Origin of the sequence: Pseudonocardia benzenivorans CB1190 (assembly GCF_000196675.2) — a bacterium.
Classification (GTDB): Bacteria; Actinomycetota; Actinomycetes; order Mycobacteriales; family Pseudonocardiaceae; genus Pseudonocardia; species Pseudonocardia benzenivorans.
On the sequence record NC_015312.1, the window covers coordinates 4090060 to 4114210 of the forward strand.

Annotated in this window: 23 protein-coding genes; 5 read left to right on the forward strand and 18 right to left on the reverse strand. The window is 73.8% G+C overall.

The window, feature by feature from the left end:
* Nucleotides 1–145: 145 nt before the first annotated feature.
* The 3 genes from PSED_RS35865 to PSED_RS19245 all read right to left on the reverse strand — a co-directional run bounded on the left by PSED_RS35865 (nt 146) and on the right by PSED_RS19245 (nt 2215).
* Nucleotides 146–1183 carry a hypothetical protein gene (locus tag PSED_RS35865; protein ID WP_202946443.1) on the reverse strand — a complete coding sequence of 346 codons (1038 nt, stop codon included), beginning with the start codon at nt 1181–1183 and terminating at the stop codon, nt 146–148.
* Entirely contained in the window at nt 1180–1374 is a 195-nt protein-coding gene (locus tag PSED_RS19240; RefSeq protein ID WP_143770546.1) for a hypothetical protein, read from the reverse strand. The genes PSED_RS35865 and PSED_RS19240 overlap by 4 nt, the downstream gene beginning before the upstream one ends.
* Before the next feature lie 202 nt (nt 1375–1576).
* A complete protein-coding gene (locus PSED_RS19245) occupies nt 1577–2215 on the reverse strand; it encodes a DNA-3-methyladenine glycosylase (RefSeq protein ID WP_233899081.1) in 639 nt (212 codons plus the stop codon).
* Between the two features lie 58 nt (nt 2216–2273).
* Between PSED_RS19245 and PSED_RS19250 the strand changes: the two genes are divergently transcribed.
* Both PSED_RS19250 and PSED_RS19255 read left to right on the forward strand, forming a co-directional pair.
* Nucleotides 2274–3083: a MerR family transcriptional regulator gene (locus PSED_RS19250; protein ID WP_013675914.1), complete on the forward strand. Its 810-nt coding sequence runs from the start codon at nt 2274–2276 to the stop codon at nt 3081–3083.
* Complete coding sequence (locus PSED_RS19255; protein WP_013675915.1) at nt 3080–3265, forward strand: hypothetical protein; 186 nt, start codon at nt 3080–3082, stop codon at nt 3263–3265. Before PSED_RS19250 ends, PSED_RS19255 begins: the two co-directional genes overlap by 4 nt.
* Before the next feature lie 47 nt (nt 3266–3312).
* On the opposite strand, the gene argH is transcribed toward PSED_RS19255, so the two are convergent.
* From argH to argC, 8 genes are read right to left on the reverse strand one after another with little or no spacing between them, the layout of a single operon-like run.
* Nucleotides 3313–4704, reverse strand: a complete 1392-nt coding sequence (argH, locus tag PSED_RS19260; RefSeq protein WP_013675916.1) for an argininosuccinate lyase — start codon at nt 4702–4704, stop codon at nt 3313–3315.
* Nucleotides 4704–6137: an argininosuccinate synthase gene (gene argG, locus PSED_RS19265; RefSeq protein WP_013675917.1), complete on the reverse strand. Its 1434-nt coding sequence runs from the start codon at nt 6135–6137 to the stop codon at nt 4704–4706. Before argG ends, argH begins: the two co-directional genes overlap by 1 nt.
* Nucleotides 6138–6162: 25 nt before the next feature.
* A complete protein-coding gene (locus PSED_RS19270) occupies nt 6163–6651 on the reverse strand; it encodes an arginine repressor (protein ID WP_013675918.1) in 489 nt (162 codons plus the stop codon).
* The gene (gene argF, locus PSED_RS19275; RefSeq protein ID WP_013675919.1) at nt 6648–7592 is read right to left on the reverse strand and encodes an ornithine carbamoyltransferase; all 945 of its coding nucleotides are present in this window, start codon (nt 7590–7592) and stop codon (nt 6648–6650) included. The genes PSED_RS19270 and argF overlap by 4 nt, the downstream gene beginning before the upstream one ends.
* Nucleotides 7589–8779, reverse strand: a complete 1191-nt coding sequence (locus tag PSED_RS19280; protein WP_013675920.1) for an acetylornithine transaminase — start codon at nt 8777–8779, stop codon at nt 7589–7591. Before PSED_RS19280 ends, argF begins: the two co-directional genes overlap by 4 nt.
* Complete coding sequence (gene argB / locus PSED_RS19285; protein WP_013675921.1) at nt 8776–9681, reverse strand: acetylglutamate kinase; 906 nt, start codon at nt 9679–9681, stop codon at nt 8776–8778. The genes PSED_RS19280 and argB overlap by 4 nt, the downstream gene beginning before the upstream one ends.
* Nucleotides 9665–10825: a bifunctional glutamate N-acetyltransferase/amino-acid acetyltransferase ArgJ gene (argJ, locus tag PSED_RS19290; protein ID WP_013675922.1), complete on the reverse strand. Its 1161-nt coding sequence runs from the start codon at nt 10823–10825 to the stop codon at nt 9665–9667. Before argJ ends, argB begins: the two co-directional genes overlap by 17 nt.
* A gap of 28 nt (nt 10826–10853) precedes the next feature.
* Nucleotides 10854–11897: an N-acetyl-gamma-glutamyl-phosphate reductase gene (gene argC, locus PSED_RS19295; RefSeq protein ID WP_013675923.1), complete on the reverse strand. Its 1044-nt coding sequence runs from the start codon at nt 11895–11897 to the stop codon at nt 10854–10856.
* 24 nt (nt 11898–11921) lie between these two features.
* Between argC and PSED_RS19300 the strand changes: the two genes are divergently transcribed.
* Nucleotides 11922–12716 carry a DNA alkylation repair protein gene (locus PSED_RS19300; protein WP_013675924.1) on the forward strand — a complete coding sequence of 265 codons (795 nt, stop codon included), beginning with the start codon at nt 11922–11924 and terminating at the stop codon, nt 12714–12716.
* A gap of 119 nt (nt 12717–12835) precedes the next feature.
* On the opposite strand, the gene pheT is transcribed toward PSED_RS19300, so the two are convergent.
* From pheT to uvrA, 7 genes are all read right to left on the reverse strand, one after another.
* Nucleotides 12836–15376: a phenylalanine--tRNA ligase subunit beta gene (gene pheT / locus PSED_RS19305; protein WP_013675925.1), complete on the reverse strand. Its 2541-nt coding sequence runs from the start codon at nt 15374–15376 to the stop codon at nt 12836–12838.
* 44 nt (nt 15377–15420) lie between these two features.
* Entirely contained in the window at nt 15421–16521 is a 1101-nt protein-coding gene (gene pheS, locus PSED_RS19310) for a phenylalanine--tRNA ligase subunit alpha (protein WP_013675926.1), read from the reverse strand.
* Between the two features lie 36 nt (nt 16522–16557).
* Entirely contained in the window at nt 16558–17397 is an 840-nt protein-coding gene (locus tag PSED_RS19315; RefSeq protein WP_013675927.1) for a TrmH family RNA methyltransferase, read from the reverse strand.
* Nucleotides 17398–17405: 8 nt separating this feature from the next.
* A complete protein-coding gene (gene rplT / locus PSED_RS19320) occupies nt 17406–17792 on the reverse strand; it encodes a 50S ribosomal protein L20 (protein ID WP_013675928.1) in 387 nt (128 codons plus the stop codon).
* 80 nt (nt 17793–17872) lie between these two features.
* On the reverse strand, nt 17873–18067 hold the full coding sequence (gene rpmI, locus PSED_RS19325) for a 50S ribosomal protein L35 (RefSeq protein WP_013675929.1): 195 nt from the start codon (nt 18065–18067) through the stop codon (nt 17873–17875).
* A 70-nt stretch (nt 18068–18137) separates the two neighbouring features.
* On the reverse strand, nt 18138–18761 hold the full coding sequence (infC, locus tag PSED_RS19330; protein ID WP_041761682.1) for a translation initiation factor IF-3: 624 nt from the start codon (nt 18759–18761) through the stop codon (nt 18138–18140).
* A gap of 722 nt (nt 18762–19483) precedes the next feature.
* The gene (gene uvrA / locus PSED_RS19335) at nt 19484–22396 is read right to left on the reverse strand and encodes an excinuclease ABC subunit UvrA (protein WP_013675931.1); all 2913 of its coding nucleotides are present in this window, start codon (nt 22394–22396) and stop codon (nt 19484–19486) included.
* 476 nt (nt 22397–22872) lie between these two features.
* On the opposite strand from uvrA, the gene PSED_RS19340 reads away from it, so the two are divergent.
* Entirely contained in the window at nt 22873–23547 is a 675-nt protein-coding gene (locus tag PSED_RS19340) for an MBL fold metallo-hydrolase (protein WP_013675932.1), read from the forward strand.
* Between the two features lie 94 nt (nt 23548–23641).
* Nucleotides 23642–24133: an SRPBCC family protein gene (locus PSED_RS19345; RefSeq protein ID WP_013675933.1), complete on the forward strand. Its 492-nt coding sequence runs from the start codon at nt 23642–23644 to the stop codon at nt 24131–24133.
* The last annotated feature ends 18 nt before the right edge of the window (nt 24134–24151 follow it).

Genomic DNA, 24151 nt, shown 5'->3' on the forward strand with positions numbered 1-24151 from the left:
ACAAGCTCGACACACTGTTGAGTTCTCAAAAGACACCCGCACACCATGATCGCCTTGCGAGCGACGTCCGGGGCTTGTCTGTCATGCTGCCATGCGGACCGGGTCCGGAGCAACTCTCTTATGTTACGTGGTCCAGAGTGCGGAGTCAACCCGCTCGGCCCACGCCCGTCAGGCCTACACCGAAGTGTTCGTCCTGCCGGAGGTGGTCGCCGTCTGTCGGGCTGACTCTGGTCCGGAGAACCGTCCCGGTCTGTCGTGCTGCCCGCCGTGGCGACCTGGAGAAAGTTACACGACCCCACGAGGCCTTCTGCAGGGGGGTCCCTTTTCGTTGTTCTCCCAGCTCACGCGGTGTGCGATGCCTCGAATCCGGCACGAGGGCGCCGAGGGAGACCGGCCCGTGCCCCGGCCGCCGCGTCCGGTCCCCCGGGTGATCGCCGCGCACCTCGTCCGCCCGGTGCGCCCGGGCCGCCGCGAGCGGCGTGCGGCGGCACGGCGACGCGCCGCGGGTCGGTGCCCGGCCGTTCGGTGCCCGCATGCCCTGCGGCACAACGGGTTCGTCGTGCCGGACAACGCGACGCGCCCGGTGGCCGGGTGGACACCGGGCGCGCAGGCGGGACGTCGGACGGTCCGCCGACCGTGCTCGCGAGCCGGCCGGGCAGGGTGCCGAGCACCGCCGGGCGGCCCAGCACGCTGCTGGACGACAGCGCGGCGGACTGCCGGTCGTCGACGCGACGGTCCGGTTCTGCTTCACCGCCGTCAGGTCGGCGTAGCCGGGGAGCGCCCGCACGCCGCCCGCTCCTGCGCGGACGCCGTGATCAGGACGAGGAGGTCGGCCTGGTCGAGCGTGCCCAGCTGTTCGGTGCTGATCCGGGCGCAGAACCGGTTGCCGGCGAGCAGGTCGAACCCGGCGGGCGGTCGTCAGGCCGAGCGCCTCGAGGAAGCACACCCGCAGCTCCTGCAGCGCCGGGTACTGCTGCCTGGCCCGCGCGAGCCGCGCCTCGAGGTCGGCGACCGGCTTCTCGGCCTCGGTCGACCTGCCCAGCGCCAGTCCGGTCAGCCTGGTGGCGTCCTGCCACGGCGTGCCGTGGTCGACGAACCTGGGCGGGGCGGCGACCGTCGGCGCGATCGTGGAGTAAATGCCGTACCGCTCCTGGGCGCGGCCCGCCGAGATGCCGGCGATCAGGTCCGGCCCGGTGCGGCGACCGACTCCGTGGACACGTCACCGACCGGCGGCACGGTCGGCGTCCGGCGGGCGAGTCCGGGCTGCGCCCACGGCCACGTCGCCGGCGGCCGGTTGCCGGTGAACTCGCGGATCGCGACGGGCACGACCCCCGGCGCGAGGATCGCGTCCTGGTCGGTGCAGCCGAGCGACACGGCACGCTGCGGAGCGGCCGGAGCGGTCGTCGTATCGAACGTGTGGCTGACGGTCGCGGGGAACGCGGCGCCGCCCGCGGACCCGGACGGCGCGGCCGAGCCCGTCGACGGATCACGTCCCCCACACAGCAGCGACGGCCAGCAGCGCGACCAGGGAGGCGAGGACGACGAACGGGCGTACCGCGCGTGCACGCAGGCTGCCCTATCGCTTGCGTCCAGGCGCGATCCGGTGCCGCTCCCGGCCCGGCCGGTATGCGCTGACCGCGGGGGACGCGGCGTCCCAGAACCGCCACGGCAACGCCGCCGCGGCCGCGACGCCGACGCGGGGTCCCGTCGCGATCCGGCTGTCCGGGACCCGCTCCCCCACGCGCAGCCGCACCGGCGACGCGGCGTCGGTGACGTCGATGCCGTTGTGCTCGCGCCGCAGCCCGAGCAGCGACGCGAGCCGGGCGGGGCCGCGGGCGAGGTCGTCGTCCCGGCGGGCGGTCGGGCGCCGCAGGCGCGCCACCCCCAGGTCGGAGAGCACCTCACCCGCGCGCAGCAGCACCGCGCCCGCCTCGCCGTCCGGGAGGCAGGACACGTTGGCGCAGAAGTGCATCCCGTACACGAAGTAGACGTACAGGTGGCCCGCCGGACCGAACATCACGGCGTTGCGCGGGGTCCGGCCCCGGTAGCTGTGCGACGCGGGATCGTCGGCGGCGCGGTAGGCCTCGACCTCGACGACGCGGACGGCGACCGGGCCGTCGGGCGTGTCGGCCTCGAGCACCGTGCCGAGCAGGCGGGGGGCGACCTGGAGGACGTCGGCGGCGAGCTCGGCACGACTCACGAGCGGGTCCGGCACGCGGCGGATGCTACGTCGGGCTTGCACCTCACGCGGCGTGAGGTCGCATGATCGCGTCATGGACGGGACCTGGAAGGTCGGCGCGGTCGCCGAGACGAGCGGGCTGACGGTGCGCACGCTCCATCACTGGGACGAGATCGGGCTGCTCAGCCCGACGCTGCGGAGCGACGGCGGGCACCGGGCCTACACCGCGGACGACCTGGCGCGGCTGTACGTGATCCTCGTACTGCGCGATCTCGGGCTGCCGTTGGAGTCGATCCGGACGTGTCTCGCGGCGCCCGTCGACGCGCCGCGGCTGCTCACCGACCAGCTGGCGCAGCTCGACGCGACCATCGAGCAGCTCGGACGGCTGCGCGCCCGGGTCGCGGACGTCCGCGAACGGGCGGGCGCCGGGACGCACCTCGGTGACCCCCGCGAGCTGCTGACGCTCATGCGCGACGCCCGGCCGGGCGTGCAGGCACTGCTCGACCGTCATCTCGACGACGAGGAACGCGCCGCGCTCGCCGAGGGCGCCGCGCAGGCCGGACCGGCGTTGCCGTACCTGCTGGAGGTCGAGTGGCCCCAACTCTACCGGGAGGCCGACGCCCTGCGACGTGACGGCGTCCCGACCGACGACCCACGGATGCGCCGGATCGCCACCCGTCTCGACGAGCTGTCGGCGCTCGTCGGCGGCAGGCGCGACGGGCAGCGCCCGCACGACACCGCGGGCGGCGCGACCCCGGGCAGCGGCGGGGCGCCGAGCGGGGGTGGGGTACGCCGGGCGTGGCGCGAGGACCCGGCGGCGATGTCGGGCCAGCCGGCCGAGGTCGCGGCGTCGTGGCGCGACCTCGCCGACTACGTCGAGCAGGCCAGGGCGGCGCGCCGATGAACGCCGCGACGTCGGTCCTCCCGCTCGGGCTGCCGGTGGCCGTCCTCGTCGTACTGGCCGCCACCGGGGTGGTGGGCTGGGACGTGGTGTTCGCGGTCGTGGCCGCCGTGATCGTGCTCGCCCTCGTCCAGTGCCTGTGGCGACGGCCGCCGCCCCGGACCGACGAGCGGTACGGTCCCTGACGCGGCGCGGTGTCGTGCGCGCAGGGCCGAGGTCTGCCCGCCCGCCGCTACAGCCACTCCCGCGCTGCGGCGACGGCGGTGCGTAGGCCGTCGAGCTGCTCGGCGACGCGCGGGCCCGCGGTGCCGCCGCGGGCGTCGCGGGACGCGATCGACCCGGCAACCGTCAGGACCTCGCGGACCTGCGGGGTGAGCGCCGGATGGACACCGGCGAGCTCGTCGTCGGTGAGGTCCTCGAGCCCGACGCCGCGGGCCTCGGCGGCGCGGACGCAGCCCCCGGCCGCCTCGTGCGCGACGCGGAAGGGCACCCCCTGCCGGACGAGCCACTCGGCGACGTCGGTCGCCAGCGTGAAGCCCGCGGGGGCCAGCTCCGCCAGCCGGTCGGTGTGGAAGACCAGCGTCGAGACCATGCCGGCGACCGCGGGCAGCAACAGGTCGAGCTGCTCGACCGAGTCGAACAGCGGTTCCTTGTCCTCCTGCAGGTCGCGGTTGTAGGCCAGCGGCAGGCCCTTGAGCGTGGCCAGCAGCCCGGAGAGGTTCCCGATCAGCCGGCCCGCCTTGCCGCGCGCCAGCTCCGCGACGTCGGGGTTCTTCTTCTGCGGCATGATCGAGCTGCCGGTGGAGAACGCGTCGTCGAGCGTGACGTAGGAGAACTCCGCCGTCGCCCAGACGATGACCTCCTCGGCGATCCGGGACAGGTCCACGCCGATCATGGCCAGCACGAACGCCGCCTCGGCGGCGAAGTCGCGGGCGGCGGTGCCGTCGATGGAGTTCGCGGCACTCCCGTCGAAACCCAGCTCTTCGGCGACGGCCTCGGGGTCGAGCCCCAGCGACGAGCCCGCGAGCGCACCGGACCCGTAGGGCGACACCGCGGTGCGCCGGTCCCAGTCGCGCAGCCGGTCGACGTCGCGCAGCAGCGCGTGGGCGTGCGCGGCGAGGTGGTGGCCGAGCAGCACGGGCTGGGCGTGCTGCAGATGGGTGCGCCCGGGCATCGGGGCGTCGGCGTGCGCCGTGGCCTGCTCGACGAGCGCGTCGACGACGTCGAGCACGCCCGCGCCGACGCGGCGGGCGGCGTCGCGCAGCCACATCCGGAACAGCGTCGCGACCTGGTCGTTGCGGGAGCGACCCGCACGGAGCTTGCCGCCCAGGTCGGGTCCGGCCCGCTCGATGAGGCCGCGCTCCAGCGCGGAGTGCACGTCCTCGTCGTCGGGGGCGGGGCCGAACACCCCGGTCTCGACGTCGGAGGCGAGCTTGGCCAGCGCGTCGAGCATGCCGGCGAGCTCGTCGTCGGTGAGCAGGTCCGCGGCGTGCAGCACCCGCGCGTGCGCCATCGACGCCCGCAGGTCGTAGGGCGCGAGCCGCCAGTCGAACTGCGTGGACTTGCTCAGCGCGGCCAGTGCGTCGGCGGGCCCGCCCTCGAACCGCCCGCCCCACAGCGCCATCAGTCGTTCCCGGCTTCGAGCGCGGCCTCGTCGAGCGGCCGCTCGGCGTCGGGCTCGACGTCCTCGTCGGCGGCGGCGATCGAGTCGAAACCGCCCGCGGGCAGCTCCCCGAACAGCGTGCCGTGCTCGACGAGCACCGTCCCCTGCTCCAGCGGCTGGCCTGCGTAGGCCTCCAGCTTCGCCCGGGAGTCGGCGATGTCGAGGTTGCGCATGGTGAGCTGGCCGATCCGGTCGGTCGGGCCGAACGCGGCGTTCTCGACGCGCTCCATCGACAGCCGCTCCGGGTGGTAGGAGAAGCCCTCACCCCGGGTGTCGAGGATCGAGTAGTCGTCGCCGCGGCGCAGCCGCAGCGTGACGGTGCCGGTGACCAGCGACGCGATCCAGCGCTGCACCGACTCGCGGACCATCAGGGCCTGCGGGTCGAGCCAGCGGCCCTCGTAGAGCAGCCGGCCCAGCTTGCGGCCCTCGTTGTGGTAGTTCGCGACGGTGTCCTCGTTGTGGATCGCGTTGACCAGCCGCTCGTAGGCGATGAACAGCAGCGCCATACCCGGCGCCTCGTAGATGCCGCGCGACTTGGCCTCGATGATCCGGTTCTCGATCTGGTCGGACATGCCCAGGCCGTGCCGGCCGCCGATCGCGTTGGCCTCCAGGACGAGCGCGACGTCGTCGGCGAACCGCTTGCCGTTGATCGCGACCGGGTAGCCGGCCTCGAAGGTGATCGAGACGTCCTCGGTGCCGATCTCGACCGACGGGTCCCAGAACTTGACGCCCATGATCGGCTCGACGGTCTCCAGCGACACGTCGAGGTGCTCGAGGGTCTTGGCCTCGTGCGTCGCGCCCCAGATGTTGGCGTCGGTGGAGTAGGCCTTCTCGGCGGAGTCGCGGTAGGGCAGGCCGTGGGCGGTGAGCCAGCGGCTCATCTCGTCGCGCCCGCCGAGCTCCTCGACGAAGTCGGCGTCGAGCCACGGCTTGTAGATGCGCAGCTCGGGGTTGGCCAGCAGGCCGTAGCGGTAGAACCGCTCGATGTCGTTGCCCTTGAAGGTCGAGCCGTCGCCCCAGATGTTGACGTCGTCGGCCTGCATCGCGCGGACCAGCAGCGTCCCGGTGACGGCACGGCCCAGCGGCGTGGTGTTGAAGTACGTGCGGCCGCCGCTGCGGATGTGGAACGCCCCGCACGCGAGCGCGGCGAGGCCCTCGGCGACGAGCTGCGGCTTGATGTCGACGGCGCGGGCGATCTCGGCGCCGTACTGCTTCGCGCGGGCCGGCACGCCGGAAATGTCGAGCTCGTCGTACTGGCCGAGGTCGGCGGTGTAGGTGCAGGGGATCCCGCCCTTGTCGCGCATCCAGGCCACCGCCACGGACGTGTCGAGGCCCCCGGAGAAGGCGATGCCGATGCGCTCGCCCGCGGGGAGTGAGGTCAGGACCTTGCTCACGGGTTGGGTGCTCCTTGGTCGAGGTTCAGAGGTCGCGCAGGCGGGCGACGAGCTGTGCGCCGGTGAGCGGCTCGCGCGCCACCACCATCAGGGTGTCGTCGCCGGCGACGGTGCCGACGACGTCGTGCAGGGCGGCCCGGTCGAGCGCGCTGGCCAGGTAGTGCGCCGCGCCGGGTGGGGTGCGCAGCACGGCAAGGTTGCCACTGTGGTCGGCGGAGACGAGCAGCTCCCCCAGCAATCGCGACAGCCGGGCGGTGCCGCCCTCGACCCCGCGGACGGGGCTGCCGTCCTCCGGGATGACGTAGGCCGCCGTGCCGCCGTCGGCGCCGCGCACCTTGACCGCACCGAGCTCGTCGAGGTCGCGCGACAGGGTGGCCTGGGTCGTCTCGATCCCGGCATCGGCCAGCAGCGCGAGCAGCTCCCCCTGGCTGCGCACCGCCCGGGAGGCGATCAGCTCGACGATCCTCGCCTGCCGCGTCGCCCGGGACGCGGCGCCGCTGCGCGCAACGGTCATCGTCGGGACCGCTCCGACCCCGACCGCTGCAACAGCCACGTGAGCAGGGCCTTCTGCGCGTGCAGCCGGTTCTCGGCCTCGTCCCACACGGCCGACGCCGGACCGTCGATCACGTCGTCGGTGATCTCGTCGCCGCGGTGCGCGGGCAGGCAGTGCAGCACGATCGCGTCGGCGGCGCCGCGGGCGACCAGGTCCGCGTTGAGCTGCATCGCGCGGAACGGCGCGGTCCGGTCGAGGCCGTCGTTCTCCTGGCCCATCGACACCCACGTGTCGGTGACCAGGACGTCGGCACCGTCGGCCGCGGCCTGCGGGTCGGCGACGACGTCGACGCCGCCGCCGGTCTCGGCCGCGCGGGCCTTGGCGTCGGCGAGGAACTGCGGGTGCGGGGCGAAGCCCTGCGGCGCGCAGATGCGCACGTGCAGCCCGGCCGTCGCGCCGCCGAGCAGCAGCGAGTGGGCCATGTTGTTGGCGCCGTCGCCGAAGTAGGTCAGCGTGAGCCCCGCGAGCCTGCCCTTGCGCTCGCGGATCGTCTGCAGGTCGGCCAGCACCTGGCAGGGGTGGAACTCGTCGGTCAGCGCGTTGACCACCGGCACGGTCGCCGCGGCGGCCATCTCGTCGACGCGGGTCTGCGCGCCGGTGCGCCACACGATCGCGTCGACGTAGCGCGACAGCACCCGGGCCGTGTCGGAGATCGTCTCGCCGCGGCCGAGCTGGCTCGACCCGGCGTCCATGATCAGGGGGTTGCCACCGAGCTCGGCGATGCCGACCTCGAACGACACCCTGGTCCGGGTCGAGGACTTGTCGAAGATCACCGCGACCGACCGCGGCCCCGCGAGCGGCGTGTGGGCGAACCGGTCGGCCTTCATGGCGTCGGCGAGGTCGAGGACCTCCCGCTGTTCGTCGGGGGTGAGGTCGTCGTCGCGCAGGAGGTGGCGGATCACGGTGCCGCTCCGTCGAGGATTCCGGGGAGTGCCGCCAGGAACTCGCCCGCCTGGGACTCGGTGAGGACCAGCGGCGGGGCGAGCCGGACGCGGTCGGGCACGGCGTTGTTGACGAGGAAGCCCGCGTCGCGCGCCCCGTTGGCCACATCGGCCGAGACCGGCGCGGTCAGCGCGATGCCCACGAGCAGGCCGGCGGCGTCGACGTGGTCGACCAGCGGGTGGCCGAGGCCCTCGACGCCGGTGACGATCTCCTTGCCGACGCGCGTCACGTGGTCGAGCAGGCCGTCGGACTCGATCGTCGACAGCACCGTGAGCGCGGCGGCGCAGCTGATCGGGTTGCCGCCGAACGTCGTGCCGTGGTGACCGGGTTCGAGCAGCTCACCTGCCGCGCCGATGCCGATGCAGGCGCCGATCGGCAGCCCGCCGCCGAGCCCCTTCGCGAGGGTCACGACGTCGGGGACGACGCCCAGGGGCTGGTGGGCGAACCAGGCACCGGTGCGGCCGATACCGGTCTGCACCTCGTCGAGGACCAGCAACGCCCCCCGCTCGGCCGTGATCTCGCGGGCGGCCCGCAGGTAGCCCTCCGGCGGGATGATCACCCCGGCCTCACCCATGATCGGTTCGAGCACGACCGCGGCGGTGTCGGGGTCGACGGCCTGGTCGAGCGCGTCGACGTCGCCGTACGGGATGTGCGAGACGCCGGCCGGCATCGGCTCGAACGGCGCCCGCTTCGCCGGCTGTCCGGTGAGTGCGAGCGCGCCCATCGTGCGGCCGTGGAACGCGTTCTCCGCGGCGATGATGTTCGGCCGGCCGGTGCGCCGCGCGATCTTGAACGCGGCCTCGTTGGCCTCGGCCCCCGAGTTGCCGAACAGCACGCGCGCACCGGGGACGCCGAGCAGCTCCAGGAGCTTCTCCGCCAGCGCGAGCGCCGGCTCGTTGACGTAGAGGTTCGACGTGTGGCCCAGCGTCGAGACCTGGCGGGTGACCGCCTCCACGACGGCCGGGTGGGCGTGCCCGAGCGCGTTGACGGCGATGCCGCCCAGCAGGTCGAGGTAGCGTCGGCCGTCGGCGTCCCAGACCTCGGCGCCCTGGCCGCGCACCAGCGCGAGCGGCGGGGTGCCGTAGTTGTTCATCATCGCGGCCTGCCACCTGTCGGCGTAGGTCCGCGTCGATCCTGTCTCGGTCATGGGATCACCATCGTTCCGACTCCCTCGGACGTGAACACCTCGAGCAGCACCGAGTGCGGTACCCGCCCGTCGATCACGTGTGCCTGGCCGACCCCGTCGCGCACCGCCCGCAGGCAGGCCTCCATCTTCGGCGCCATGCCGCTCTCCAGCGTCGGGAGCATCGGCTCCAGCTGGTCGGCGGTGAGCTCGCTGATGATCGAGTCGGGGTCGGGGTAGTTCGCGTAGAGCCCCTCGACGTCGGTGAGCACCACGAGCTTCGCGGCGTCGAGGGCGCCGGCGAGCGCCGCGGCGGCGCTGTCGGCGTTGATGTTGTAGACCTGCCCGTCGACGTCGGGTGCCACGCCGGCGACGACCGGGATGCGCCCGGCGGCGACGATGTCGAGCACCGCGTCGGGGTTGACCGCGACGACGTCGCCGACCAGCCCGATGTCGACCGGTTCGCCGCCGACGAGCGCCGTGCGCTTCTCCGCGGTGAACATCCCCGCGTCCTCGCCGGACAGCCCGACGGCGTACGGCCCGTGCTGGTTGATCAGCCCGACGAGCTCGCGCCCGACCTGGCCGACGAGCACCATGCGCACGACGTCCACGGTCTCGGGCGTGGTGACCCGCAGGCCGCCGCGGAACTCCCCCGGCAGCCCGAGGCGGTCGAGCATCGCGCTGATCTGCGGGCCGCCGCCGTGCACGACGACCGGGTGGATGCCGGCCAGCCGCAGGAACACCATGTCCTGGGCGAAGGCCTGCTTGAGCTCGTCGTCGATCATCGCGTTGCCGCCGTACTTGACGACGACGATCTTGTCGTGGAAGCGCTGCAGCCACGGCAGCGCCTCGGCGAGCACGCCCGCCTTCTCACCGGCGCGCTTGAGCCGCGCGGCGGCGGCGCCCGGTTCAGGAGGGGTAGGCACTGTTCTCCTCCACGTAGGCGTGCGAGAGGTCGGTGGTGAGGATCTCCCCGGCGCCGTCGCCCAGTCCCAGGGCGATGTCGACGACGATGTCCGGGCCGGACAGGTCGGCGTCGGTGCGCCCGCCCGCCGCGACGCCGCCCGTGCACAGCCGGACACCGTTGATCGTGATGTCGATGCGGTCGGGGTCGACGTGCGCGTCGGAGTAGCCGACGGCGGCCGCGACCCGGCCCCAGTTGCCGTCGGACCCGAACAGCGCGGTCTTGACCAGCGAGTCGCGCGCGACCGTCCGGGCGACGACGACGGCCTCGTCCTCGGTCCGCGCGCCGGTGACCCGCACGACGATCCGCTTGGTGACGCCCTCGGCGTCGGCCTGCATCTGCCGGGCCAGGTCGCGGCAGACCGCGGTGACGGCCGCGGTCAGCGCCTGCGCGTCGGCCCGCACCCCGGACGCGCCGGAGGCGAGCAGCAGGACGGTGTCGTTGGTCGACATCGACCCGTCGACGTCGAGCCGGTCGAAGCTGACGCGGACCGCGGCCCGCAGCACCTCCTCCAGCGAGTCCGGGTCGACGACGGCGTCGGTGGTGACGACCGAGAGCATCGTCGCCATCGACGGCGCGATCATCCCGGCGCCCTTCGTGAGGCCGCCGACGCTCCACCCCGCGGGGTCGACGTGCACGGCCTGCTTGGCGACGGTGTCGGTCGTCATGATCGCGGTGGCGGCCGCGAGCGCCGCGTCGCCCGACGTGTCGAGCGCTGCCGAGGCCTTCTCCACGCCGGCGAGGACGACCTCGCGCGGCAGTTGCTTGCCGATCAGCCCGGTCGAGCAGACGGCGACGTCGATCGCGCCGCAGTCCAGCAGCTCGGCGGCCTTCTCGGCCGTCGCGTGGGCGACCTGGAAGCCCTCGGGACCGGTGCAGGCGTTGGCCCCGCCGGAGTTGAGGACGACAGCGGTGAGTGTGCCGGTGGTGAGTACCTGCTGGGACCAGAGGACGGGCGCGGCCTTGACCTTGTTGCGGGTGAAGACACCTGCCGCGTGGTGCTCGGGCCCGTCGTTGACGACGAGCGCGAGGTCGAGCGCGCCGGAGGCCTTGAGCCCGGCGGCGACGCCCGCGGCCCGGAACCCGCGCGGGGTGGTGACGGTCATGTCGGAAGTCCTTCGGGGAGCGTACTGATCAGGGAGCGACGCCGGTGAGCGGCAGCCCGGCCGTCTCGGGCAGGCCGAGCGCGATGTTCATGCACTGCACGGCCGCGCCCGCGGTGCCCTTGGCCAGGTTGTCGACCACGGCGGCGACGACCAGCCGCCGCGCCGCGACGTCGACGGCGACCTGCAGGGTGACGGCGTTCGACCCCAGCACGGCGCCCGTCGTGGGCCACTGGCCCACGGGCAGCAGGTGCACGAACGGCTCGTCGGCGTAGGCCTTCTCGTAGACCGCGCGGGCGGCGTCGGCGGCGCCGGCCGGGTCGACGTCGGCGGCGAGCGCGGCCGAGCAGGAGGCGAGGATGCCACGCGGGAGCGGGGCGAGCACCGGGGTGAAGCTCACGGCCACGGGGCCGCCCGTCGCATGCGAGAGGTTCTGGGCGATCTCGGGGGTGTGCCGGTGCGCGCCGCCGACGCCGTAGACCGACAGCGACCCCATCACCTCGGAGCCGAGCAGGTGCGGCTTGGGCGACTTGCCCGCGCCCGACGTCCCGGACACCGCCGTGATGACGACCTCGCGCTCGACGAGACCCGCCACCAGCGCCGGGGCCAGCGCGAGGCTGGAGACCGTCGGGTAGCAGCCGGGAACGGCGACGCGCCTGGTGCCGCGCAGCGCGTCGCGCCCGCCGGGCAGCTCGGGCAGCCCGTAGGGCCAGTTCGGGGAGTGCGGGCCGCCGTACCACTTCTCCCAGTCGTCCGCGTCGGCGAGCCGGTGGTCGGCCCCGCAGTCGACGACGAGCACGTCCTCGCCCAGCTGGGCGGCGATCTCGGCGGAGTGCCCGTGCGGCAGCGCGAGGAAGACGACGTCGTGCCCCGCGAGGTTCTCGACGGTCGTCTCGGCGAGCACCCGGTCGGCCAGCGGGAGCAGGTGCGGCTGCAGCTCCCCCAACCGGGTCCCGGCGTTCCCGCCCGCGCTCACCGTCCCGATCTCCACGTCGGGATGGGCGAGCAGCAGCCGGAGCAGCTCGCCTCCCGCGTACCCGCTCGCGCCCGCCACCGCTGCCCTGATCATGTGCATGAGTATGCACGTCGACGAATTCAGATGCAACGCGTTTCGTCGGTGCGCGGCCGTAGTGTGCGCCACGTGACCGACGCGCCCGTCACCGCCACCCCCACCCCGGCCGTCCCGGCCCCGCTCGCCGCTGCCGCGGCCGCGCTGGTCGAGGCCGTCCGCACCGGGCTGGCGCAGCTCGGCGATCCCGTCGCGGCCGCCGCCATGCAGCGCTACATGAAATCGGAGATGCCGTTCCACGGCGTCCCCGCCCCGGCGCGCGAGACGCTCCTGCGCCGGCTCCTCGACGAGCATCCCCTCGACGGGAGCGGACCGGGCGGTGGGGAGGTCGGGGCCGCGGCCGACGCGCTGTGGGACGGGGCGACCCGGCGCGAGGAGCGCTACCTCGCGTCGGGGCTGGTCGGGCACCGCCGCTACGCGCGGCTCGTCGACGTCTCCTGGGTGCCGCGGCTGCGGCACTGGATCGTCACCGGGGCGTGGTGGGACCACGTCGACGAGATCGCGTCGCGGCGCGTGGGAGCGCTCCTGCGCGCCCATCCCGCCGAGCTGACCCCCGTGGTGCGGGCCTGGTCGACCGACCCCGACCCGTGGCTGCGCCGCACCTCGATCATCTGCCAGCTGCAGGCCAAGGGCGACACCGACCTCGACCTCCTCACCGACGCGATCGAGGCCAGCATCGACGACCGGGACTTCTTCCTGCGCAAGGGCATCGGCTGGGCGCTGCGCCAGCATGCCCGCACCGACCCGGGCTGGGTGCGCGCGTTCGTCGACGCGCACCCGCAGCTGTCGCCGCTGTCCCGGCGGGAGGCGCTCAAGCGCCTCTGACATCCGTCCGAACCGGCCCGACGGCCGCACCGCGCGTCCCGCGCGACTGCGGCGTCCTGTCCCCTTCCGCGGCCAGGCCGAGGAGGACGGCGCCCGGTGGAGCCGCTCGACCGGCCCCGTCAGCCCCGCAGCTCCGCGCCCGTGCGGCTGCCGGCGAGCGCCACCGCCGCGTCGCGTGCGGCGTTGGCCTCCTCGCTGGTCAGCGTCCGGTCGTCGGCCCGGAAACGCAGCGAGAACGCCAGCGAGCGCCGGCCCTCCCCCACCTGCGCACCGCTGTAGACGTCGAAGAGCCGGACCTCCTCGAGCAGCTCGCCGCCACCCTCCTCCAGCGCGTCGGCGACGTCGGCCACCGGCACGTCGTCGGGGGTCACCAGCGCGACGTCGACGGCGACCGGCGGGTACGGCGACACGCGCGGGACCGGCCGCGGGTCGGTCAGCGGGACCAGGTCGAGATCGAGCTCCATCGCGCACGTCCGCGGCGGCAGCCCCAGTGCCTCGACGACCTTGGGGTGCAGCTCGCCGGCGTGACCGACCGGGAAGTCGCCGACGCGCAGCACCGCGGTGCGCCCCGGATGGAACGGGGCGAGCTCGCCCTTGGTCACGCGCAGCTCGACGCCCGCGACCCGGCCGACCAGCCGCGCGGCCTCGACCGCGTCGGCCCAGCCGGCCTCGCGGCCCGGGCCCCACCAGCCGCGCGGCTCGCGCTCACCGGCGAGGACGACGGCGACGTGCTGCGGCTGGGCGGGCAGCGCGGCGTCGATCTGGGCGTACTCGGCGGCGCTCGGCCGCACCCGGACTCCGGGCTCGGGCATCGCGACGGGCTGCGCGTGCGGCAGCACGACCTGCCCGACGTGGAACAGCGCGACGTCGTCGAGGCCACGGGACCGGTTGCGCACCACGGCGTCCAGCAGGCCCGGCAGCAGCGTCGTCGCCAGCGAGCCGCGCTCGGCGTCGAGCGGGTTGACGACCGTGACGGTGCGCCGGCGCACGTCGTCGGCGGCCAGCCCGAACGCGTCCCACACGGCATCGCCGACGAACGGGAACGGCAGCACCTCGACGTAGCCCGCCTCCGCCAACGCCCGCGACACCGCGCGGCGGCGTCGCTGCGCCGCGGTCAGGCCGCGGCCCGCGGGGGCCGACGGGAGCACCGACGGGATGACGTCGAGGCCCTCGAGCCGCAGCACCTCCTCGACGAGGTCGGCCGCCATCGCGAGGTCGGGCCGCCACGACGGCGGCGTGGCGACGACGACGCCCTTGCCGTCGGGGCCCGTCTCCAGCTCGACGGTCGCGCCGATCTGGGTCAGCCGCTGCACGGTCGCGCCGCGGGCGTACGCCACACCCGCGGTGCGGTCGGGCAGGTCCAGCGCCATGCGCACCGGGGCGGGCACCGGCGCCGCGCCGACGTCGGTGCGGCCGGCGACGATCGTGCCGCCGCCGTGCTCCACGAGCAGCTGCGCGGCGCGCTCGGCCGCGACGGGCGGCAGCTGCGCGTCGACGGCCCGCTCGAAACGCCGCGAGGCCTCGCTGGGCAGCTTGTGCCGGCGCGCGCCGCGCGCGATCGTCGCCGGGTCGAAGTGCGCGGCCTCGATGAGCACGTCGATCGTCGCGCCCGGCTCGTGCGTCTCCGGGATCTCGGTGCTCGCGCCGCCCATGACGCCCGCCAGGCCGATCGGGCCCGAGTCGTCGGTGATGAGCAGGTCGTCGGGGTCGAGCGCGCGCTCGGCGTCGTCGAGCGTGCGCAGCTTCTCCCCGGCCCGGGCCCTGCGCACCACGATCGGGCCCTGCAGCCGCGACGCGTCGTAGGCGTGCAACGGCTGGCCGAGCTCGATCATCACGTAGTTGGTGACGTCGACGGTCAGCGAGATCGGGCGCATCCCCGCCGCCAGCAACCGGCGGCGCAGCCACCACGGGCTGGGCGCGTTCGGGTCGACCCCGGTGACGCGGCGGGCGACGAAGCGCGGGCAGCCCTCGGCGTCGTCGAGCCGCACCGGCCAGGACTCGGCCGCCTCGGCGGGCACCGCGACGCGCGCGGCCGGATCGGTGAAGTCGCGCCCCAACGACGCGGCCAGCTCGCGGGCCAGGCCGCGGACCGAGAAGCAGTACCCGCGGTCGGGCGTCACGTTCAGCTCGATCACCGGGTCGTCGATGCCCAGGACCGGGCGGGCGTCGTCGCCGGGGACGGCGGTGCCCTCGGGCAGCACGAGGATGCCGGCGTGGTCGGACCCGATGCCCAGCTCGCGGGCCGAGGCGATCATCCCGTCGGAGACGTGCCCGTACGTCTTGCGCGCGGCGATGGCGAACCCGCCGGGCAGGACGCTGCCCGGCAGCGCGACGACGACCAGGTCACCGACGACGAAGTTGCGGGCGCCGCACACGATGCCGCGCGAGCCACCGCCCGTCCCGCCCGCCGGGTCCTCGCCCGCCGGGTCGTTGTGCTCGTCGCCCACGTCGACCCGGCAGTAGCGGATCGGCTTCTTGAACTCGGTGAGCTCGGTGATCTCCAGGACCCGGCCGACGACGAGCGGTCCGGTGATCTCCTCGGCGCGGTGGACGTCCTCGATCTCGAGGCCGACCCGCACGAACGCCTCGCCGATCTCGTCGGCGTCGGCGGGCAGGTCGCCCTCGACGTGGTCGGCCAGCCAGGACACGGGGACGCGCACGAGTTCTCCAGGATTCTGCGGTGGTGTTCGCGGGGGTGGCGGGGTCAGACCCCGAAGGCCCGGCTGAAACGGACGTCGCCCTCGACCATGTCACGCATGTCGGGCAGGCCGTTGCGGAACTGCAGCGTCCGTTCCAGCCCCATGCCGAACGCGAACCCGGAGTACACCTCGGGGTCGACACCGGCCGAGAGCAGGACGTTGGGGTTCACCATGCCGCAGCCGCCCCACTCGACCCAGCCGGCGCCGCCCTTCTTCTCCGGGAACCAGACGTCGACCTCGGCCGACGGCTCGGTGAAGGGGAAGTACGACGGGCGCAGCCGCGTCCGCGAGTCCGCGCCGAACATCGCGCGGGCGAACGCGTCGAGCGTGCCCTTGAGGTGGGCCATCGTGATCCCCTTGTCGACGGCGAGGCCCTCGACCTGGTGGAACACGGGCGTGTGGGTGGCGTCGAGCTCGTCGGTGCGGAACGTCCGCCCCGGGCACACGACGTAGACGGGCAGCTCCCGCTCCAGCAGCGCGCGGACCTGCACCGGGGAGGTGTGGGTGCGCAGCACCAGCGTCGAGGACGCGGTGTCGACCTTCCCGGTCTCGTGGTCCTCACGCAGGTAGAACGTGTCCTGCATGGTGCGGGCGGGGTGGTCCTTGCCGAAGTTCAGGGCGTCGAAGTTGAGCCAGGACGCCTCGACCTCCGGGCCCTCGGCGATCTCCCAGCCCATCGCGACGAACACGTCGCCGATCTGCTCGGCGATCTGGGTGATCGGGTGCCGGGCGCCCCGCGGTGTGCGGTCCCACGGCAGCGTGACGTCGACGGACTCCTCGACGAGGACCCGCGCGTCGCGCTCGGCGACCAGGACCTCGCGCCGGGCGTCGAACGCCTCCTGCACGCGGACCCGCGCCGCGTTGACCCGCTTGCCCGCCTCGGCCCGCTGGGGTCCCGGCAGCGAACCCAGCTCGCGACGGGCCAGCAGCAGCGGCGCCTTGTCGCCCAGGTGCGCCGGCCGCACGGCCGCGAGCGCGGCCAGGTCGGGGGCCGCGGCGAAGGCGGCGATCGCGGCGTCCGCCGCGGCGTCGAGGGTGGCGGCGTCGAGCGGGCCGGCGGCCGTGCCGTCCCCGGCCGGGGCCTTCTCCTGCGTGCTGTCACTCATGGTGGCGCCGATCCTAGGCGCGGGGCCGTCGGGCCCTCAGCCCGACCTGCGCATCCCCGCCGGATCCGCACCCTGCCGCCGGGTCCTGGCTGCGACCGAGCCGTAGAGGCAGATCGCGGCGGCGGTAGCCAGGTTGAGGCTCTCGGCGCGGCCGTGGATCGGGACCGACACCCGGTGGTCGGCGGCGGCGAGCACCTCGTCGGGGACGCCGTGGGCCTCGTTGCCGAACACCCAGGCGACCCGGCCGCCCAGTACGGCGTCCGCCGCGGGGTCGTGCAGGTCCAGCTCACCGTGCGCGTCGGCGGCCAGCAGGACGAGCCCGGCGGCACGGCACGCGGCGAGCACCGCGCCCGCGTCGCGGTCACGGGCGAGCGGCAGATGGAAGACGCTGCCGGTCGAGGCGCGGACGGCCTTCCCGTTGTGCGGGTCGACGGTGTCGCCCGCGAGCAGCACGGCGTCGGCGCCCGCGGCGTCGGCGCACCGGACCACGGTGCCGACGTTGCCCGGGTCGGCGACACCGACGAGCACGGCCACCAGCTGCGGCGCAGCACCCAGCGCCTGCGGGAGCGGAACGTCGAGCAGGTCGCAGACCGCGACGAGGCCCTGCGGGGTGACGGTGTCGGACAGGCTCGCGGCGGCGCCGTCGGTGACGTCGACGACGCGGGCCCCCGCAGTACGGGCGGCGGCGACGAGCTCGGGATGGCGCTGCGCGGCGTCGGTGGTCACGAACAGCTCGTGGACGGCCTGCGGCGCGGCCAGCGCCTCGCGGACGGCCTGGGCGCCCTCGACGAGGAAGCGACCGGCCCGTTCACGACCCGCGCGCCGCAGCAGCTTCCGGGCTGCCGCGACGCGCGGGGTGCGTTCTGTTCCGAGCACGGGCTCGCTCAGGCGGCGTTGCCGTCCTGCGCGCCCTGGGCCGGGACGTTGGCCCTGGCCAGCTCGACCAGAGCGGTGAAGGCGGCCGGGTCGCTGATCGCGAGCTCCGACAGGTTCTTGCGGTCGACCTCGACACCCGCGGCCTTGAGGCCCTGGATGAAGCGGTTGTAGGTCATGCCGTTGGCGCGGGCGCCCGCGTTGATGCGGGTGATCCACAGCTGCCGGAACTCGCCCTTCTTGGCGCGACGGTCCCGGTAGGCGTAGTTCAGCGAGTGGAGCATCTGCTCCTTCGCCTTGCGGTACAGGCGGGAACGCTGGCCCCGGTATCCGCTCGCCGCCTCGAGGGTGGTGCGGCGCTTCTTCTGGGCGTTGACCGCGCGCTTCACGCGTGCCATGGGTGTGGTCCTGTCTCTCGGTCGGCCGGTCCGGGCGAGCGTGGTCGCCGGCGTCGGCCGGGGTCAGCGGGGTCGGTGGCTCAGCGCCCGAGCAGCTTCTTGACGCGCTTCACGTCGGCCTTGGCCACGGGCACGGTGCCCGACAGGTCGCGGGTCTCCTTGCTCGACTTGACCTCGAGCCGGTGGCGCAGACCCGTCTGCTGCCGGCGGAGCTTGCCGCTGCCGGTCACCTTGATCCGCTTCGAGATACCGCTGTGGGTCTTGTTCTTGGGCATGGCTGATCCGTTCACGTGTGACGTCCGGGGACGTCGGTGGGGGCGTGCGGTGGTCGGCGGAGCGGGCCGGTCAGGCCTGCGACTCGTCGGCCGGGGCGGCGTCGCCCGCAGCGTCGGCACCCGCGCCGTCGGCCGCCGCGTTGTCGGCGTGGGCCGGGCGCTTGGCCGGCTTCTTGAGCGGAGCGATCACCATCGTCATGTTGCGGCCGTCCTGCTTCGGCGCGGCCTCGACGACCCCCAGGTCCACGACGTCCTCGGCCAGTCGCTGCAGCAGCCGGAACCCCAGCTCGGGGCGGGACTGCTCGCGGCCGCGGAACATGATCGTCACCTTGACCTTGTTCCCACCCTCGAGGAAGCGCACGACGTTGCGCTTCTTGGTCTCGTAGTCGTGGGTGTCGATCTTCGGCCGGAGCTTCTGCTCCTTGATCACCGTGAGCTGCTGGTTGCGGCGGGACTCGCGGGCCTTCTGCGCGCTCTCGTACTTGAACTTGCCGAAGTCCATGAGCTTGCAGACGGGCGGCCGGGCCTGGGCCGCGACCTCGACGAGGTCGAGCTCGGCCTCCTGCGCCAGCCGCAGGGCGTCCTCGATACGCACGATGCCGACCTGTTCGCCGTTCGGCCCGACGAGCCGGACCTCGGGAACTCGGATGCGGTCGTTGATGCGCGTCTCTGTGCTGATGGGGTCTCCTCGTATAGACGTCGTGTGCTCGGCGACGACAAGAGAGACCCGGGATTCGACGACGAGGCGGACGGCATGCGCCGCCTCGGCATCGGACCTGGACCCGGCCACCTGGGGTGACTGCGGGTGGGAGCGGGGCTCCACTTGATCGCCCTGACACGGTGTTGCTGATCCGCGCTGCGAACAGCGCGAAAAAGTCAACGCGCGACAGGGTGGTCGCATTCCGAAGGGTACACGCCCCCTCCCACCGGGTCACCCGGGGTCGGTGCCGGGTCCGAGGCCCCGGGCGACACCGACCCCGACACCGACCCCGCACCCCTGGCCGGACGACGGGCGAGCGCGATCGCGGCGGCGTCGTCGAGTCGTCCACCTGCGGCGAGACGGGCGCGGCGCAGGTCCGGGAGGTGGAGTCGCGAGCGCCCGGCGCAGCCGCGCGACGAGCGTGGGCACCGCGGCCGCCGGGTCGCCCGGCGCGGCCTCGACCCGCACGAGGTCGACGAGCCGGTCGATCGGGGGCCCCACCCGGAAACTGCCCGACGGCATGTGCCATCCACGGACCGCGGCCACCGGAACCGTGATGCGGCCCGACACGCTGCGCCGCTACGCGTCCGAGGCCGGATTCGCCGACGACGACGTGCTCGACGTCGACGACGACTTCTTCCGCCTCTACCGGCTCGTCCCCCGACGAGTCCGCACGACCTGCCGCACCGATCGGTCACGGCCGGTGCGGCGGCCGGTCAGCTCGCCGCCGCGGCCTTCCGGCGGGCGGGCCTGCGGACCTTCTTCGGCACCTCGGGCGTCACCAGACCGCGCAGGAACTGCCCGGTGTAGCTCCCCTCGACGGCCGCGACCTGCTCCGGCGTTCCCTCCGCGACGACCGTGCCACCGCCCGAGCCGCCCTCGGGGCCCATGTCGACGACCCAGTCCGCGGTCTTGATGACGTCGAGGTTGTGCTCGATGACGACGACCGAGTTGCCCTTGTCGACCAGTCCGTTGATCACCAGCAGCAGCTTGCGGATGTCCTCGAAGTGCAGGCCGGTCGTCGGCTCGTCGAGGATGTAGATGGTCCGGCCGTTGGACCGCTTCTGCAGCTCGCTCGCGAGCTTGACGCGCTGCGCCTCACCGCCCGACAACGTCGGCGCGGGCTGGCCCAGCCGGACGTAGCCGAGACCCACGTCGACCAGCGTCTTCAGGTAACGGCTGATCGAGGAGATCGGCTCGAAGAACTCGGCGGCCTCCTCGATCGGCATGTCGAGGACGTCGGCGACCGTCTTGCCCTTGTAGTGGACCTCGAGGGTCTCCCGGTTGTACCGGGCGCCGTGGCAGACCTCGCAGGGCACGTACACGTCGGGCAGGAAGTTCATCTCGATCTTGATCGTGCCGTCGCCGGAGCACGCCTCGCAGCGGCCGCCCTTGACGTTGAAGGAGAACCGCCCGGCCTGGTAGCCGCGCACCTTGGCCTCGGTCGTCGACGCGAACAGCGTGCGGATCTTGTCCCACACGCCGGTGTAGGTGGCGGGGTTGGAGCGCGGGGTGCGTCCGATCGGCGACTGGTCGACCCGGACGAGCTTGTCGAGCTCCTCGACCCCGTTGATCCGGGTGTGCCGGCCGGGCACCTGGCGGGCACCGTTGAGCCGGTTCGCGAGCACGGTCGCGAGGATGTCGTTGACCAGGGTGGACTTGCCCGACCCGGAGACACCGGTGACGGCGACGAGCCCGCCGAGCGGGATCTCGACGTCGATCCCCCGCAGGTTGTGCTCCCGGGCGCCGACGACCGTGAGCGTCCGCTTGCGGTCGAGCGGGCGGCGCCGGGCCGGCACCGGGATGCTCCGGCGACCCGACAGGTAGGCGCCGGTCAGCGACGTGTCGTGCGACTCGAGGCCTGCGACCGATCCGCTGTGGACGATGTGGCCGCCGTGCTCGCCCGCGCCCGGTCCGATGTCGACGGCCCAGTCGGCCGCGCGGATCGTGTCCTCGTCGTGCTCGACGACGATCAGGGTGTTGCCGAGGTCGCGCAGCCGGGTCAGCGTGTCGATCAGCCGGCGGTTGTCGCGCTGGTGCAGGCCGATCGACGGCTCGTCGAGCACGTAGAGCACGCCGACCAGGCCGGACCCGATCTGCGTCGCGAGCCGGATCCGCTGCGCCTCGCCGCCGGAGAGCGTGCCGGCGGCGCGGTCGAGCGAGAGGTAGTCGAGCCCGACGTCGAGCAGGAAGCCGAGCCGCGCCTGCACCTCCTTGAGGACCCGGCCGGCGATCATCGCCTGGCGCGCGTCGAGGACCATCCCGTCGAGGAACGCCGAGCACTCGGCCACCGACATCGCCGAGACCTCGGCGATCGACCGATCGCCCTGGTCGCGGTGCTCGAGCGTGACGGCGAGGACCTCGGGCTTGAGCCGCGCGCCCTTGCAGGCGGGGCAGGGCACGTCGCGCATGTAGCCCTCGTAGCGCTCGCGCTGCGACTCCGACTCCGTCTGGTCGAGCCGGCGCTCCAGGAACGGGATGACGCCCTCGAAGTTCGCGTAGTAGCTGCGCTCCCGGCCGTACCGGTTGCGGTAGCGGACGTGGACCTGGTCGTCGGTGCCGTGCAGGACGGCCTTGCGGGCCGCGTCGTCGAGCTTGCGCCACGGGGTGTCCATCCGGAACCCGATGGTGCCGGCGAGCCCGCCCAGCAGCCGCCCGAAGTACTCCGAGGTGTGCCCGCCCGCCCAGGGCGCGATCGCGCCGTCGGCCAGGCTCTTCTCGGGGTCGGGGACGACGAGCTCGGGGTCGACCTCCTTCCTCGTGCCGATGCCGCTGCAGGTCGGGCACGCGCCGTAGGGCGAGTTGAAGGAGAACGTGCGGGGCTCGAGCTCGTCGAGGCCCAGCGGGTGGCCGTTGGGGCACGCCATCCGTTCGGAGAAGCGGCGCTCCCGCTGCGGGTCGCCGGCCTCCAGGTCGACGAACTCGAGCACGACGAGCCCGTCGGCCAGGCGCAGCGCCGTCTCGACCGAGTCGGTGAGCCGCTGCTTCGACGACGGCCGCACGACCAGCCGGTCGACGACCACCGCGATGTCGTGCTTCTCCTGCTTCTTGAGCTTCGGCGGGTCGGACAACGGGTGCACCGTGCCGTCGACGAGCACCCGCGAGTAGCCCTGCGCCTGCAGGGTGGTGAACAGGTCGACGAACTCGCCCTTGCGGGTGCGCACGACGGGCGCCAGCACCTGGAAGCGGGTGCCCTCCGTCATGGCGAGGACCTGGTCGACGATCTGCTGCGGCGTCTGCTTCTCGATGACGTGCCCGCACACCGGGCAGTGCGGGACGCCCGCGCGCGCGTAGAGCAGCCGCAGGTAGTCGTAGACCTCGGTGATCGTGCCCACCGTCGAGCGGGGGTTGCGGTTCGTCGACTTCTGGTCGATCGACACCGCCGGGGAGAGCCCCTCGATGAAGTCGACGTCGGGCTTGTCCATCTGGCCGAGGAACTGCCGGGCGTACGCCGACAGCGACTCGACATAGCGCCGCTGGCCCTCGGCGAAGATCGTGTCGAACGCCAGGCTCGACTTCCCCGAGCCGGACAGGCCCGTGAACACCACGAGGCTGTCGCGCGGGATGTCGAGATCGACCCCGCGCAGGTTGTGCTCGCGCGCGCCTCGCACGACGAGACGATCCGCCACGGTGTGCCCCTCCCGACGGCTCCTGGACCCTGATACCCGGATCTCGTTCACCGGACCCGTCGACATCCCCGCCCATGCTAGGCGGGGGGTCCGACAGGAACCGCTCGCCCGGCGGCCGTCCGGTGGGTGGTCCGCGGCGCGCGCCGAGCCGTGCGCGCGCGGGCCGCCGACACGGGCCGCGGTGTCGTCGTGTCCAACGCCCCGGCCGCCGCGGATCATCCGTGGGACGTCCCACCGGACCGGGAGCCCGACCAGAGTCGCACACATGTTCGACGGCCCGCGCGGCGGGGCGCCCGCCGCTGTCACCCCGCCGCTGTCACCCCCGCCGTCGTCACCCGGTCGCTGTCACCCGGTCGCTGTCACCCCGCCGATGTCACCCCGCCGATGCCACCCGGCCGAGGTCACCCGCCGAGTCGGCCTGCCGGGTCGCCGCCGCGGACGTCGACGCCGAGGTCACCGCCGCTAAGGTTTCCGCCGTGGACGTCCTCGACGAGTACACCGGTCACACCGACCCCGGCGGCGCGGCCATCCGCCGCGACCTCGGCCCGCTGACGATCTCCAAGGTCTCGGTCGGCCCCATGGACAACAACGCCTACCTGCTGGTCTGCACGGCCACGCACGAGGCGCTGCTGATCGACGCGGCGAACGAACCGGAGCGGATCGCCGATCTCGTGGGCAGCGGGCCCGACCGGCCGGAGCTCCGCCACCTCGTCACGACGCACCGGCACGACGACCACTGGCAGGCGCTCGGGGCCGTCGCGGGCATGTTCCAGACGCGCCAGATCGCCCATCCGCTCGACGCGCCGTCGCTGCCGATCCCGATGGACGAGGTCGTCGAGGACGGCGACACGATCGCGTTCGGCGAGATCGAGCTCGAGGTCATCCACCTGCGCGGGCACACACCCGGCTCGATCGCGCTGCTCTACCGCGGCGCCGACGGACCCCACCTGTTCACCGGCGACTCGCTGTTCCCCGGTGGCCCGGGCAAGACGTGGTCGGCCGAGGACTTCGGCTCGCTCGTGGGCGACCTGGAGGACCGGGTCTTCGGTCCGCTGCCCGACGAGACGTGGTTCTACCCGGGCCACGGCGACGACTCGACGCTCGGCCGCGAGCGCCCGAGCCTGCCGGAGTGGAAGGCCCGCGGCTGGTAGCGGCGCCCGACAACCGGGCGGCGACGAGGTCTCGTCGACCGGAGGCCCGCGCGACGCGCGCGACCGGAGATCGGCCGGGTGCGACGATGGGCGCATGACGCAGGGCGATGTCCAGGACGGCACCCGTGAACGCATCGAGGTCGCGCGGACGATCCCGGCCGAGCCGTCGGCGATCTTCGCGGTGCTCACCGACCCGCGCGGCCACGTCGCGATCGACTCCTCGGGGATGCTCATGGGCGCGTCCGGCGAGCGCGTCACGGCGTCGGGCGACACGTTCGTCGTCCACATGGACCGGGAGGCGCTCGGCGACGTGCCGCTCGGGCAGTACGACGTCACGGTCACGATCGGCACGTTCGAGCCCGACCGGGAGATCTCCTGGACGATCGTCGGGGTCGTGCGCCCGCCGATCGGGCACGTCTACGGCTACCGGCTCGAGCCGACCGAGGGCGGCACCCGCGTCGTCTCCTACTACGACTGGTCCGGCATCGACCCGGTCTGGCGGGCACGCGACATCTTCCCGGTGATCTCCGAGTCGGCGCTCAAGGCGACGCTGGGCATCCTCCACCGGACCGTCGCGCCGCGCTGACCGCCCGCTCGCACACCC